This window comes from Brevundimonas sp., from assembly GCF_036659295.1.
Taxonomy (GTDB): Bacteria; Pseudomonadota; Alphaproteobacteria; order Caulobacterales; family Caulobacteraceae; genus Brevundimonas.
This window is the reverse complement of sequence record NZ_JAVXCU010000061.1, coordinates 1-14,078: the sequence shown is the minus strand read 5'-3', so window position 1 is coordinate 14,078 and position 14,078 is coordinate 1. Positions and strand designations below refer to the sequence as shown.

The 14,078-nt window shown below is 61.5% G+C and carries 14 protein-coding genes; 12 read left to right on the top strand and 2 right to left on the bottom strand.

The features are described 5' to 3' along the window. Nucleotides 1-150 precede the first annotated feature (150 nt). Genes RSB01_RS10670 through RSB01_RS10635 form a run of 8 tightly spaced genes read left to right on the top strand, consistent with a single transcriptional unit; the run spans nt 151 to nt 6,621 of the window. Nucleotides 151-915, top strand: coding sequence for a TIGR00730 family Rossman fold protein (locus tag RSB01_RS10670; RefSeq protein ID WP_332591094.1), 765 nt, complete (start codon nt 151-153; stop codon nt 913-915). 48 nt (nt 916-963) lie between these two features. Next, entirely contained in the window at nt 964-1,548 is a 585-nt protein-coding gene (gene pyrE, locus RSB01_RS10665) for an orotate phosphoribosyltransferase (protein ID WP_332591095.1), read from the top strand. A 12-nt stretch (nt 1,549-1,560) separates the two neighbouring features. After that, a complete protein-coding gene (locus RSB01_RS10660; protein ID WP_332591096.1) occupies nt 1,561-2,313 on the top strand; it encodes a pyridoxine 5'-phosphate synthase in 753 nt (250 codons plus the stop codon). Beyond that, nucleotides 2,310-2,735: a holo-ACP synthase gene (gene acpS / locus RSB01_RS10655; protein ID WP_332591097.1), complete on the top strand. Its 426-nt coding sequence runs from the start codon at nt 2,310-2,312 to the stop codon at nt 2,733-2,735. The genes RSB01_RS10660 and acpS overlap by 4 nt, the downstream gene beginning before the upstream one ends. Before the next feature lie 32 nt (nt 2,736-2,767). After that, nucleotides 2,768-3,694 carry a signal peptidase I gene (lepB, locus tag RSB01_RS10650; RefSeq protein ID WP_332625438.1) on the top strand — a complete coding sequence of 309 codons (927 nt, stop codon included), beginning with the start codon at nt 2,768-2,770 and terminating at the stop codon, nt 3,692-3,694. Next, entirely contained in the window at nt 3,694-4,407 is a 714-nt protein-coding gene (gene rnc / locus RSB01_RS10645; protein WP_332591099.1) for a ribonuclease III, read from the top strand. Before lepB ends, rnc begins: the two co-directional genes overlap by 1 nt. Beyond that, on the top strand, nt 4,404-5,375 hold the full coding sequence (era, locus tag RSB01_RS10640; RefSeq protein ID WP_332619680.1) for a GTPase Era: 972 nt from the start codon (nt 4,404-4,406) through the stop codon (nt 5,373-5,375). Before rnc ends, era begins: the two co-directional genes overlap by 4 nt. Before the next feature lie 7 nt (nt 5,376-5,382). Continuing rightward, nucleotides 5,383-6,621, top strand: coding sequence for a serine hydrolase domain-containing protein (locus RSB01_RS10635; protein WP_332619681.1), 1,239 nt, complete (start codon nt 5,383-5,385; stop codon nt 6,619-6,621). A gap of 54 nt (nt 6,622-6,675) precedes the next feature. Here the strand turns inward: RSB01_RS10635 and RSB01_RS10630 are convergent, their stop codons facing one another. After that, nucleotides 6,676-8,187, bottom strand: a complete 1,512-nt coding sequence (locus tag RSB01_RS10630) for an acetyl-CoA hydrolase/transferase family protein (protein WP_332591827.1) — start codon at nt 8,185-8,187, stop codon at nt 6,676-6,678. Nucleotides 8,188-8,380: 193 nt separating this feature from the next. Here RSB01_RS10630 and RSB01_RS10625 point away from each other — a divergent pair, with 193 nt between their 5' ends. After that, complete coding sequence (locus RSB01_RS10625; RefSeq protein WP_332591828.1) at nt 8,381-8,839, top strand: nuclear transport factor 2 family protein; 459 nt, start codon at nt 8,381-8,383, stop codon at nt 8,837-8,839. A 1-nt stretch (nt 8,840) separates the two neighbouring features. After that, nucleotides 8,841-9,572 carry a DNA repair protein RecO gene (recO, locus tag RSB01_RS10620; RefSeq protein WP_332591829.1) on the top strand — a complete coding sequence of 244 codons (732 nt, stop codon included), beginning with the start codon at nt 8,841-8,843 and terminating at the stop codon, nt 9,570-9,572. Here the strand turns inward: recO and recG are convergent. After that, nucleotides 9,569-11,653 carry an ATP-dependent DNA helicase RecG gene (gene recG / locus RSB01_RS10615; RefSeq protein WP_332619758.1) on the bottom strand — a complete coding sequence of 695 codons (2,085 nt, stop codon included), beginning with the start codon at nt 11,651-11,653 and terminating at the stop codon, nt 9,569-9,571. The two genes, recO and recG, sit on opposite strands and share 4 nt — an antisense overlap. A 101-nt stretch (nt 11,654-11,754) precedes the next feature. Here recG and RSB01_RS10610 point away from each other — a divergent pair, with 101 nt between their 5' ends. Then, nucleotides 11,755-12,084: a succinate dehydrogenase assembly factor 2 gene (locus tag RSB01_RS10610; RefSeq protein WP_332592069.1), complete on the top strand. Its 330-nt coding sequence runs from the start codon at nt 11,755-11,757 to the stop codon at nt 12,082-12,084. Beyond that, nucleotides 12,084-14,078: CarD family transcriptional regulator (locus RSB01_RS10605; RefSeq protein ID WP_332625436.1), on the top strand; the 1,995-nt coding region annotated here is incomplete at its 3' end. The genes RSB01_RS10610 and RSB01_RS10605, both read left to right, overlap by 1 nt.

The window sequence follows — 14,078 nt, the reverse complement described above, 5'->3', positions numbered from 1 at the left end:
TTTCTTCGACGTCGAACTGGATGTCGAGGTGAAGGACGCCCGTCATGCCACGATGATCGTGGCCGCCTTACGGGCCAATCCGAAGGTAGATGTGGTCGACCGCGTTCGCGGTTGACCCGTCCCTTCGCGGTAAATCCACGGAGTTTATCCATGAATGATGATCAACGTCGCGCCGCCAATGCGGCGCAACTGGCTTCGCCGTCCTATCGTATGGCGGCAATGGATTCCGATTTCCTACTGGGCGATTCCATGCGTGGCGTGCGTTTCCAGATGGAATACGCCAAGGCCGAGGAATCCTTACAGGCATGGGGCGTGCGCTCGACCATCGTGGTGTTCGGCAGTGCCCGCATTCCCGAGGGGCATCGCTGGTATGAAGGCGCGCGCGAATTCGGGCGTATTGCCTCCGAACTGGGTGGTGCGATCCGTGGCACGGTGGGACAACCGCGCGATAACGTCATCGCCACCGGCGGTGGCCCGGGCATTATGGAAGCGGCCAATCGCGGCGCGATGGAGGCGGGGGCCCCGTCCATCGGCTTCAACATCACCCTGCCGCACGAACAATTTCCCAACCCGTATTCGACGCCGGAGCTGACCTTCCAGTTCCACTATTTCGCCATGCGCAAAATGCATCTGGCGATGCGGGCCAATGCGCTGGTGGTCTTCCCCGGCGGATTCGGGACACTGGACGAACTGTTCGAGATCCTGACCCTGCGCCAGACGGGCAAGGCACCGACCATCCCGATCATCCTGTTCGACGAATCCTACTGGCGCTCGGTGATCAATTTCGAGGCCTTTGCCGAGCATGGCATGATCCATCCGTCGGATATGGACCTGTTTGCCTTTGCCGATGATGCGCAAACCGTATGGGCCAAGCTACTGGAAGGCGGTTTGCAGCCGAACGAGGCACGAGAATAGGGCGCAATGGGTTGAGGGTCGGCTCTGGCAGGTCTATGGACGACGTCCATGAACACTGAAGACGTCCTCAACGAATTCCGCGACGCTGGCGCCCTGCGCGAGGGTCATTTTGTCCTTTCCTCGGGTCTGCACAGCCCCGTCTTCCTCCAGAAGAACCTTGTCTTCATGGATGGCGAGCGTTGCGAGCGTCTGTGCAAGGCACTGGCCGAAAAGGTCGTGGCCACGGTCGGTCCGGTCGATGCGGCGATTTCGCCCGCTGTCGGCGGCATTATCCCGGGCTATGAAACCGCCAAGCACCTGAAGGTCCGCTCGATGTATGTCGAGCGCGTCGATGGCGAGTTCAAGCTGCGTCGTGGCTTCTCGGTCGAGCCGGGCGAGAAGATCGTCATGGTCGAGGACATCGTTACGACCGGCCTGTCGTCGCGCGAATGCATCGAAGCCATCAAGAAGGCGGGCGGCGATGTGATCGCTGCGGCCTGTATTGTTGACCGCTCGGGTGGCCGTGCCGATGTCGGCGTGCCGCTGGTGGCCTTGGCCACTATGGATGTACCGGCCTATCCTGCCGATGCTCTGCCGCCGGAACTGGCTGCGCTGCCGGTCGAGGATCCGGGCAGCCGCCGTCTGTCTAAGTAAGGAAGTATGCCGATGACCCGTCACGTCCGCCTTGGCGTCAATATTGACCACGTCGCCACGGTCAGGAATGCGCGTGGCGGGGCTCATCCCGATCCGGCCCGTGCCGCCGAGCAGGCCTTGGCGGCAGGCGCGGACGGTATCACGGCACACCTGCGCGAAGATCGTCGCCACATCACCGATGCCGACATTGTCGTCCTGAGCGCGCTGTGCCGCCGCGCCAACCGTCCGCTCAATCTGGAAATGGCGGTCACGGACGAGATGCTGGCCATCGCCCTGCGTCACAAACCGCACGCCGCCTGTCTTGTACCGGAACGTCGAGAGGAAGTGACGACCGAGGGCGGGTTGGCCGTGGCCGGTCATGAGGGCCGCATTCAGCCGGTCGTAAAGGCTCTGGTGGATGCCGGTGTGCGGGTGTCGCTGTTTATCGAACCGTCCGAAGAACAGGTTGCGGCTTCGGCGGCTGTCGGCGCTCAGGTCGTAGAGTTCCACACGGGGCGCTATTGCCACCTGTCCGGTGCTGATCGCGCCACCGAGTTCAAGCGTCTGCAGGCGGCGGCAGCCCAGGCGCACGCACTGGGACTGGAAGTCCATGCCGGTCACGGGCTGGACTATGCGACGGCGGCCACCATTCTGGACATTGCCGAGATTGTCGAACTGAACATCGGCCACTTCCTGATTGGCGAGGCGGTGTTTGTCGGTCTGGATGCAGCGATCCGCCGGATGCGTGCGGCGATGGATGCGGCCCTGTCGGTGCAGGGCGTATGATTATCGGCATCGGTTCCGATCTGTGTGACATCCGTCGCATAGAAGAGACGCTGGAACGCTTTGGCGACCGCTTCAAGAACCGTGTCTTTACCGAGATCGAACGCACCCGTTCGGACCGCAAACCCGATGCGGCATGGAGCTATGCCAAGCGGTTCGCCGCCAAGGAGGCCTGTGCCAAGGCGTTGGGGACGGGGATACGGTCCGATGTTTACTGGCGCGACATGGGGGTGGTGAACCTCAAGTCCGGTCAGCCGACCTTGCAACTGACGGGAAACGCCGCCGAGCATTTGCGCCGTTTGACGCCAGAGGGCTATGAGGCGCGGATTCATCTGACGATGACCGATGAATACCCGTATTCTCAAGCATTCGTAATCATCGAAGCCTTGCCCGCTGTTTCGTCAGAGGTTACGGCTCGGAACTGAGCCCCGTATTCTGCGGGGGATTCGAGCAGACCATGAGCGACGACACCAAGGCTGAGTTTGGTGAAGCGGACGCAGCCACGCAAAAGGCCGCCCGCCAACCTGTTTGGAGTGATGACGGGGACGCCCCTTTCGATATGGGCGATGATCCGGAAGCACTCGAAGATGAAAAGCCGATAACTGCGCCGCGGCGCCGAAAGAAGGCCAAACCTGTGACCGAGAAAAAGTCCGCGGCGAACGAAACCGTCGAGATCATCAAGACGATTGTTTTCGCGCTGCTGATCGCGCTGGTCGTGCGCGTTTTGCTGTTCCAGCCCTTCACCATTCCTTCGGCCTCGATGGAGCCGAACCTCTATGAGGGCGACTATATTGTCGTGTCGAAATGGTCCTATGGCTATTCGAAACACTCGATCCCGTTCAGCCCGCCTTTGTTCGAGGGCCGCATCATGGACCGCGCGCCCAAGCGTGGCGACATTGCTGTATTCAAGCTGCCGCGTGATCCCAAGGTGGACTACATCAAGCGCGTGATCGGCATGCCGGGCGACAAGGTGCAGATGCGTCAGGGCAAGCTGTACATCAATAATGTGGCTGTTGACGATGTGGTCGTCAGCGAAGCCCAGATGAACGACCTGTTCGGTACACGCTCGCTGACCAAGGTACGCGAAACCATGCCGGGTGGCCGCACCTATATGACGCAGGATTTCGGTTCGAACTTCGAGCTGGATAATACGCCTGTGTTCGAGGTGCCTGCCGGTCATTACTTCATGATGGGCGACAACCGCGACAACTCGATCGACAGCCGCGTGGACAGCATGTCGGGCGTTGGCATGGTTCCGGAAGAAAACCTGGTCGGTAAGGCCGAGATGATCCTGTTCTCGTGGTCGCCGGGGGCCAGCCTGTTCAATCCGGTCAGCTGGTTCACCAATCTGCGTCCAAGCCGCTTCTTCCAGAAACTGAACTGATGACGACACGCCCCAATCAGAGGGCCATCGCGGTTGATGCCCTGATGGCCAAGCTGGGCTACGATTTTGCTGATCCCGAATTGCTGGAGCGGGCCCTGACCCATTCCAGCGTCTCGGATGTGGGGGCGCATAATGCCCCTCGCGATAACGAGCGTCTGGAGTTTCTGGGCGACCGTGTGCTGGGTTTGCTGGTGGCGGACCGTCTGGTTCGTGACTTTCCGGAAGCCGACGAAGGCCGTCTTTCGTCGCGTCTGCACTCTCTGGTCGACAAGAGCGCCTGTGCGCGAGTGGGCGAGGCGCTGGGCATTGGTCCAGCCCTTCGGTTGTCTGCGGGTGAAACCAAAACGGGTGGCCGCACAAAGGCCGGAGTTATAGCCGATGCTGTAGAGGCTATTCTGGCGGCTGTTTATCGTGACGGCGGACTGGATGCGGCACGCGGCGTATTCGAGCGGGCCTGGGCGCAGGAGTTTTCCTCGCCGCCCGAACCGGCGATTGTGAACCCGAAGTCTGCGCTACAGGAGTGGTCGCAGGGGCAGGGCAAGCCATTGCCAACCTATAGTATTGTGGGCCGTACAGGCTCTGACCATGCCCCGACCTTTACGGTCGAGGTAGTAGTTGTGGGATATGATCCCATCAAGGCTACCGGACGTTCGCGTCAGGAGGCGGAAAAAGCCGCTGCTGTCGCACTAATGAAACGAGAAGGCGTAATTTGACCGAGACCGATAACAACCCCGTCCAGACCACCGAGGGACGCCGCGCAGGCTTTGCCGCCATCATTGGTGCGCCTAATGCCGGCAAGTCGACGCTAGTGAACCGTCTGACGGGCTCCAAAGTCTCGATCGTGACCCAAAAGGTCCAGACCACACGCTTCCCCATCCGTGGCATTGCCATGCATGAAAATGCCCAGATCGTGCTGGTGGACACCCCCGGTGTGTTCAACCCGCGCCGCCGTCTGGACCGTGCCATGGTGGCCTCGGCCTGGGCCGGTGCCGAAGATGCCGATGTTGTCGTGCATCTGGTGGATGCACAGGCGCATCTGGGTGCCGAAGGCCGTGAAGGCACGCCTGCCGACCGCAAATCGGCCGAGGACACCGAAACCATCATCAAGAACCTGACCCGTATGGGGCAGAAGGTCATTTTGGCCCTCAACAAGATCGACGGCATGCGCCGCGATACGCTGTTGGCCCTGTCGCACCGCCTGTTTGAAACCGGCGTCTATTCCGAGGTCTATATGATTTCGGCAGAGTCGGGTGATGGCGTCGATGACCTGAAGGCCCGTCTGGCCGCGGCTATGCCGGAAGGCCCGTGGCTGTATCCGGAAGACCAGTCGGCTGACGTTCCTGCCCGCGTGCTGGCCGCCGAAATCACCCGCGAGAAGGTCTATCTGCGCGTTCACGAAGAGCTGCCCTATTCGGCGGCGGTGGAAACCACCAGCTTCGAAGAGCGTACCGACGGTTCGGCCCGTATCGAGCAGACCATCTATGTCGAGCGCGAAAGCCAGCGTCCTATCGTACTGGGCAAGGGCGGCCAGACCCTGAAATGGATCGGCCAGAAGTCGCGTGAAGAGCTGGAAGTGATCTTTGATCGCCGTATCCACCTGTTCCTGACCGTCAAGGTTGATGCCAAATGGCAGGATACCAAGGCGCTCTATACCCAGTTCGGTCTGGATTTCGACGTCTGAGCCAAAAGTGTTTCAAGTTCCCCATAAGGCGACCCGTCGGCCCTGGCTGCTGATCGGGATTGCCTCTGTAGCGTTGTTGGGCGGTGGTGTGATCATCGCCCGTTTGTCCGGCCCTGAAGGTGTTTCGCCTTCGGGACAGGCGCGTGTGGAACTGCCTGAACGGCCTGCGGTGCAGGTGGTCGAGGACTTGCCGCAACTGAAAGAACGTCTGGAGCAGATGGCCCGGACCAAACAGTTTACGGGTGCGGTTCTGGTGGCCAAGGGCGACAAGGTGCTGTTCCGCCAGACCTATGGCATGGCCAATTACGAGCAGCACACGCCGTTCCAGCTGGATACGCGCTTCCGTCTGGCCTCGGTGTCCAAGCAGTTTACCGGCGTGGCCATCCTGAAGCTTCAGGACGAGGGCAAGCTGTCGGTGAATGATCCGATCTGTAAGTGGATCGAGAACTGTCCGGACCGCTGGGCCGATATTCGCCTTAGCAATGTGTTGTCGCACACGTCGGGCATCCCCGATCTGATGGCCCAGGCCAACTGGGGGCTGGTTCGCACCACGCCGAGCACCCCAGAAGAACTGATGGCCAAGTCCACGCAATATGGCCTGCAATTCCCCGTGGGCACCAAGGTCCGCTACAACAATGTCGGCTTTAATGTCGGGGCCTATATTGTCTCCAAGGTCAGCGGCATGGCCTATGAGGACTATCTGAAAACGGCCCTGTTCGAGCCGCTGGGCATGAGCAATACCGGCTCGGATGTCCATGCGGACACGCAAGGTCTGGCCATGGGTTATGGCCTGTTCCCGCAAGGCCTGACCCCGCAGCCCAATGCCAATGTCAGTATCATTCCGGGGGCGGGGGCGCTGTACTCCACGCTGGACGATATGCTGATGTGGAACCGTGCGCTGCATGGCGGGCATGTGCTGTCGGGCAAGTCCTATGCCGAGTTCATCGCCGACCATGCGCCTGCCGATACGCCGAAAGAACGCGGCAGACCGCACCGCGCCTATGGTCTGGGTGTGTTTGCCAACCGTCTGGGCGAGCGCACCAACCAGCCGTTTGAAGAGCTTCAGATCTATCACACCGGCTCGTGGTCGGGTTTCCGCAATCTGGTCACCTATGAGCCGAGCCAGAAGGTGACGGTGGTGGTGTTGTCCAACAACTATCACCTGCGCGATCAGGTCTTCCTGCTGAGCCAGCAGGGCATGGCCGAGGCGCTGGGGCATCCATTCCCCACTGCGATGGCAAGATAAGAAAAGGGCCGGAGGATATCCTCCGGCCCTTTGTTTTTGTTCGCTCTGCGTGCCTTAGGCAGGCAGCATCGAGCCGGTTTCGATGAAGCGTTGGTGCCACGACAGGGCTTCGTTCAGCATGTGCGGCGTTTGCAGGCCGTATGACGACGACAGGGCGCGGTCGTAATAGTCCTGCAGCATGTCGCGATAGGTCGGGTGGGCGCAGTTGGCGATGATGACCTTGGCGCGTTGCTTGGGCGACAGGCCGCGCAGATCGGCCAGACCCTGCTCGGTCACGATGACCTGCACGTCCTGCGTGATGTGATCGACATTGGAGGCCATCGGCACAATGGCCGAGATCTTGCCGCCCTTGGCCGTCGAAGGCGTGACGAAGCAGGAAATATAGGCGTTGCGGGCAAAGTCGCCCGAACCGCCGATGCCGTTCTGGATGCGCGAGCCCATGACATTTGTCGAGTTCACATTGCCATAGATGTCGGCTTCGATCAGGCCGTTCATGGCGATACAGCCCAGACGACGGATGATCTCTGGGTGGTTCGAGATTTCCTGCGGGCGCAGAATGATACGGCCACGGAAACTTTCCATGCGGCTGTTCAGATCAGCGGCCGCTTCTGGTGATAGCGAAAAGGCCGTGGCCGAGGCGACCGTCAGCTTGCCACTGTCCAGCATGTCCAGCATGCCGTCTTGCAGCACTTCGGTATAGGCGGCCAGACGCTCGAACGGGCCATCGTTCAGGCCCGCCAGCACGGCATTGGCCACATTGCCCACGCCCGATTGCAGCGGTAAAAGCGAGGCGGGCAGGCGGCCTTGTTTGACTTCGTTCTTCAGGAACTCGATCAGGTGACCGGCAATGGCGCGGGCGCTGTCATCGGGGGCTGCGAACGGCAAGTTTCGGTCCGGCGCATCGGTTTCGACGATGGCGGCGATCTTGTCGGGGTTCACCTTGAAGGTCGGTTGGCCGATCAGTTGGTCCGCGCGCACCAGCGGGATCGGCACACGGTTGGGCGGCAGGGCCGTGCCGTAATAGATGTCGTGCATGCCTTCCAGCGCAGGGTTCTGCCAGCGGTTCACCTCGAGAATGATGCGGTCGGCGCGGTCCAGCCAGGTCTTGTTGTTGCCCACTGACGAGGACGGCACCAGATCGCCGTCTTCGGTGATACCGGCCACCTCGACCAGCGCCGTGTCCAGCGGACCAAGAAAGCCCTGCCAAGCCACAGGGGCAACCTGCGACAGGTGCATGTCCAGATATTCCATCTTGCCCGAATTGATCTTCTCGCGGGCGATGGGGTCGGAATTATAGGGCAGGCGGAATTCGATGCCGTCGGCTTTGGCCAGTTCGCCGTCCAGTTCGGGGCCGGTTGATGCGCCGGTCCAGACGCTGATGCGGAATGGATCGCCTGCGTTACGCGCGGCCTCCATATGCGCCGCTAGAGCTGTCGGAACCGCCTTGGGATAGCCCGAGCCGGTAAAGCCGCTCATGCCGACATTCGCGCCGTTCGGAATAAGAGCGGCGGCGTCCTCGGCGGACATGACTTTCGACTTTAGCGCCTGATTGCGGATGACGGACATACTCAACCCTATAGAAACGCCTTCATGCGGTGAGGCGACAAGCATGGCTTAAAGGTGGCAACTGGCTGATTCCAATCCGCCTTTAGTCGTACAGTCGCGTTAGAAACGCCCGAGCCTTCAAAAAGCTGCCGAATGCTGCGGTGCAACATTGCGGGCATCTTGTGTGAAGTGAGAACAGGTATAGAACATAGGCATGATCTATGCCCTGATGACTGCCGCTCTGATCCTGTCACCCGAAGCCGAATCGCAAAGCTCGCCCGGGGAAGTCATCAACCGTATGCACGCGGCCGCATCACAGGCAGATGGCGCGACCTATTTTGACACCTTCACAGCCGATGCCCGTTTCATCGGCACCGATGCGGGCGAGCGCTGGTCGCTGGATCAGTTCAAAGCCTATGCCGAGCCTTACTTTGCTAAAGGGCAGGGTTGGACCTATCGGGTAACAGACCGCCATCTTGAAATACTGGACCAGCCCTGCCGCTGTGTGGCCGTGTTCGACGAACTGTTGGACAATGACAGCTATGGTCAGGTTCGCGGCTCGGGCGTGGTGGTGAAACGGGGCGATGACTGGAAAATCCAGCAATATGTCCTCAGCTTCACCGTGCCGAACGACAAGGCCCGTGATGTCGTGGCCGCGATCAAGGCCGACTGAGATGGAGTTTCAGGACGACGCCTTTGTGCTGTCGGCACGTCTGCATGGTGATACGGGCGCGGTCGTCGAGCTACTGACCGAGCAATATGGTCGCCGCGCGGCCTATGTGGCGGGCGGGGCGTCGCGCAAGATGAAGCCGTTCCTGCAGGCGGGAACCAAGGTGATGGCCGAGTTTCGCTCGCGCACCTCGGACCAACTCGGCTCGGCGCGGCTGGAGCCGATGGGCGAGGGTCCGGCCAGCCTGTTTGATGATCCGCTGGCGCTGATAGGATTGAATGCTGCCGCTGCTGTGGCCGCAGGTGCCTTGCCAGAACGCGAACCACATCCGGGGGCGTTCTATGCGTTCGAGGCCCTGATGGGGGCGTTCGCGATTGCAGAGATCTGGCCCGCCATTTTCGTGCGCTACGAGGCGGGTTTGCTGGAAACGCTTGGTTTCGGGTTGGACCTGTCGCGCTGTGCCTCGACAGGCGAGATGGACGATCTAGTCTGGGTCAGCCCGCGCACGGGCCGCGCCGTCAGCCGCACGGCGGGCGCGCCATATGCCGACAAGCTGCTACGCCTGCCGCCCTTTATGCTGGGCGCACAGGCAGGGTTGGACGAGGGAGACGTGAATGATGGTCTCGCCCTGACCGGCCACTTCCTCGAACAGTATGTGTTCCATGCGCTGAACAAGCCGCTGCCCCCCGCCCGCGTATGGATGATGGAGCGGTTGCAGGAGGCCGGTCGGCTCTAGTCGATATTGGGCCTGTCGGTGCGCCAGTCGAACAGGCTTTCCAGAACCTGAATGGCCTGACCGCGCGGGCTTTGCAGCTTGGGGTCGCGGCCCATCATGATGCGGGCATCATCGGCCGCCGCCAGCAGCAACTGGCGATGCTTGATCGGATCGGCAAAGCGATAGGCCGGAAAACCGCTCTGGCGCAGGCCCAGCGGATCGCCGCCGCCACGCAGGCGGAAATCTTCCTCGGCGATGACAAAGCCGTCCTCGGTATTTCGCAGGATTTCCAGACGTTTGGTCGCTGTTTCGCCCAAACCGCCATCTTCGCCCGCACCATAGAGCAGGATGCAGGACGACGCCTTGGCCCCGCGCCCGACGCGGCCACGTAGCTGGTGAAGCTGGGCCAGACCGAAGCGGTCGGCATGCTCAATCACCATGATCGAGGCATTGGGCACATCCACGCCTACCTCGACAACGGTGGTGGCGACCAGCACCGGCAGTTTTCCGGCGGCAAAGCGGTTCATCACCACCTCGCGTTCGGCACCGGCCATCTGGCCGTGGGCCAGACCGACCTCGGTGCCTAGATATTTACGCAAGTCCTCGGCACGGTCCTCGGCGGCGGCAAGATCGATGGCCTCGGATTCCGCCACCAGAGGGCAGATCCAATAGGCCTGAGCCCCCGCCGCGACCGCAGCCTTCAGGCGCTTGGCGACCTCGCCAATCCGCACCAGTGGCAGGACGGCGGTGGTCACGGGGGTCCGTCCGGGCGGTTTCTCGTTCAGTCGGCTGACATCCAGTTCGCCATACTGGGTTAGTTCCAGCGTGCGCGGAATGGGCGTGGCCGACATGCTGAGCAGGTGGACGCCGCTGCGGCCCTTGTCCTGAAGCTGCTGGCGCTGGCGCACACCGAAACGGTGCTGCTCGTCGATAACGGCCAGTGCGAGATTCTGGAACTCGACCGCATCCTGAAACAGGGCGTGGGTGCCTATGGCCACCTGAACCTCGCCCGCAGCAATAGCAGCGGCCTTTTTACGTTTGACGGCGGGGGTGTCGCGGCCTGTCAGCAGGATGGAACTGATACCGGCCTGCGCCAGCAGGGGGCCTAGTTTCTCGGCGTGCTGGCGGGCCAAAATCTCGGTCGGGGCCATCAGAGCCGACTGGAAGCCACTGGCGGCGGCATCGGCCAGCACCACAGCGGCCACAGCCGTCTTGCCCGAACCCACATCGCCTTGCAGCAGACGGGCCATCTGCTCGCCGGATTTCAGGTCGTGGCGGATTTCCTCGATGGCGCGGGCCTGTGCGCCGGTCAGTTTGAACGGCAGGGCGTCCAGCAGGCGATGCGAGGCCTCGCCCGCGCGGATGACAGGCGCAGGCGTGGACTGGCGCTTCAGTTTGCGGCGGGCCAGTGCCATCTGGTGCGCCAGCAGTTCGTCATAGGCCAGACGCGCACGGGCAGGGGCCTCGGGTTGAAGATCAAGTTCGTTTTGCGGGGCGTGGACGGCTTGCAGGGCGGTCTGCCAGTCCGGCCATTGCTGGCGCTTGATCCATGCCTCGTCCTGCCATTCGCTGAGCGGCGGGGCTAGCGCGACCGAGGCCATGCACAGTTTGCGGATTTGCCGCGACCCCAGACCTTGCGTGGCCGGATAGGTCGGCTCGGCCAGCGGGATTTCGTCGGCCTTTTCGACGGGCAGGATGTAGTCGGGGTGCGAAATCTGCACCTCGTTATTGAACTTCTCGACCTTGCCGGTGACCAGACGCACAGAACCCGTCGGGGCCAGACCTTCGATGTGGCGCGGCGATCCGGCAAACCAGATCAGATGCACAAAGCCGGTGCCGTCAAAGGCACGGACCTTGATCGGTGCCCCCATTTTATGAGGCGGGATCAGGCGGTTGATCGTCACTTCGAAAATGGCGATCTCGCCCTCGACCGCTTCGGCCGCCGTTGTGCGGCGGCGCTGGATCACGCCATTAGGCGGATAGAAAGCCAGATCACGCACCAAAGGCCCCGCCAGTTTCTGGACGAGGGGAGCCATACGCGGGCCTACGCCTTTCAGCGTGGTGACCGGTGCAAACAGGGGAAAGAGAATCTCGGGCCGCATCACGATCACCATAGCGTGCCGATCAGAACTGGCGAAGCGGTCTGTAGAGCGCTATCTGACATCACTGATATAGAGTTTGCCGTATTGGCCAAGGATTTCGCGTGTCTGAACTGAATTTCCGCTCCGAAAACGAACGCTTTGAAACCGATCGCAAGGTGCGTCTGGGGCGGATCGCCTATCGCGCATGGCGTCGCGGTTTCCGCGAGGCGGACATGGTGCTGGGCCCCTATGCCGACCAGATTGCCCCGACCCTGAGTGATGCGGATTTGGCGATCTTTGAAGACCTGCTGGATGTCGAGGACCAGTATCTTTACGGCTGGATCATCGAACGTGACCCGACCCCGCCAGAGCATCAGGGACCGGTGATGGACAGTCTGCGCGCCTTTATGCGCGAACATGTTTCGGCTGAAGTGGCCAAGGGCATCGGTTGATGAGCAAGGCCGGACTGGAGCGTATCGACGCCACCCTTGGTGGTGCGCCCGAGGGGCTGGATGCCCTGATCGTTGCCGAGAAAATGAAGGCGGCGGGCGGTGTGGGACTGATGGTGGCTCGCGATTACCAAAGGTCCGGTAATTTTATTCAAGCCTTCAATTTCTATGCAAAAGATATTGAAGTTCTTGAGTATCCTTCTTGGGATTGTCTGCCCTATGACCGCCTGAGCCCGACAGCGGCAATTGCGGCCCAGCGTATGGCGACGCTGACACGCTTGGCCTCGCGCGATCCGAATGACACGACGCCGTTGCTGGTTGTGGCGACGGTGGCTGCCGTCAGCCAGCGGGTCCCGCCGCGCCGCGCCGTCACGGTGGCGGGCTTTTCGGCCAAGGTCGGGCAGGAGCTCGATACCGATGCCCTTGAGGCCTATGTCTCAACCAATGGCTATGTGAAGGCATCGACGGTTTCGGTGCGCGGCGAGTATGCTGTACGCGGCGGAGTGATCGATGTGTTCCCTGCCGGTTTTGACGAGCCGGTACGTTTGGACATGTTCGGCACCGAACTGGAATCTATCCGCTCGTTCGACCCTGAAACCCAGCGCTCCAGCAAACAGCTCAAATCGATTTCGCTGTCGCCGGTTTCCGAAGTGCTGCTGGACAAGGACGCGATCTCGCGTTTTCGCACCGGCTATCTGAACCTGTTTGGTGCCCCCGGTGACGAGCCGATGTATGCCGCCGTCAGTGCGGGTGCGCGTCGTCAGGGTGTCGAGCACTGGTTGCCACTGTTCTATGGCGATCTGGACACGGTATTTGACTATCTGCCGGATCATGCGCCGGTCTTCCTCGACAATCAGGCCGAAGAGGCTCGAGCCGAGCGCTGGAACCTGACCAACGATGCCTATGAGGCGCGCAGGGAAGCAGCCAAGGGCAAGGGCGGGCAGGCCTATCGGTCGCTGGCCCCGCAACTGCTGTATCTGGACGATGCGGCGTGGAACATGGCCCTGGCGGGTCGTGCGGTGCGCCGTCTGAACCCGCTGTCGACCGGTTCGGGCGAGGATGCGGGCGGGCGACTGGGGCGCAGCTTTAGCGCCGAGCGGGCGCAGGACAGTGTGAACCTGTTCGCCGCCGTGGCCGACTATGCCCAGCAGATGATGGATGCGGGCAAGCGGGTACTGTTTGCGTCATGGTCCGAAGGTTCGGCAGAGCGTCTGGCGGCTATGCTGGGCGACCACGGCCTGACCCATGTTCTGGCCGTACGCGACTGGAAGGATGTGCTGGCGGCACCCGAAGGTGTGTATCTGCGGGCGGTGCTGGCGGTTGATCACGGCTTTGCCACCGACAGCCTGGTGGTGATTTCCGAAAGCGATATTCTGGGCGACCGTCTGGCGCGACCCAAGCGCAAGCGTCGGGCGTCAAACTTCCTTGCCGAAGCGTCTGCGCTGACGGCGGGCGATCTGGTGGTTCACCTCGATCACGGCATCGGTCGTTATGAGGGTTTGCGGACGCTGGACATTCAGGACGCGCCGCACGACTGTCTGGAGCTCTTGTATTCAGGTGATAGCAAACTCTATCTACCTGTTGAAAATATTGATCTTCTTACGCGGTATGGTACGGACGCCGAGGGCGTTCAGCTTGATCGTCTGGGCGGTGCCGGATGGCAGGCCCGTAAGACCAAGGCGAAGGAACGCCTGCGCGAAATGGCCGAGGGGCTTATTGCTCTGGCGGCCAAACGCGCGCTCAAGGTCGGCGATGCGATCACCCCGCCTGCGGGTCTGTTTGACGAGTTCTGTGCCCGTTTCCCGTATGAGGAAACCGACGACCAGTTGAACGCCATTGGCGACGTGCTGGAGGACCTTGGCAAGGGCACGCCGATGGATCGCCTGATCTGTGGCGATGTCGGTTTTGGCAAGACCGAGGTGGCGCTGCGTGCGGCCTTTGTGGTGGCGATGAGTGGCCAGCAGGTGGCCATTGTCTGCCCGACGACGCTTCTGGCC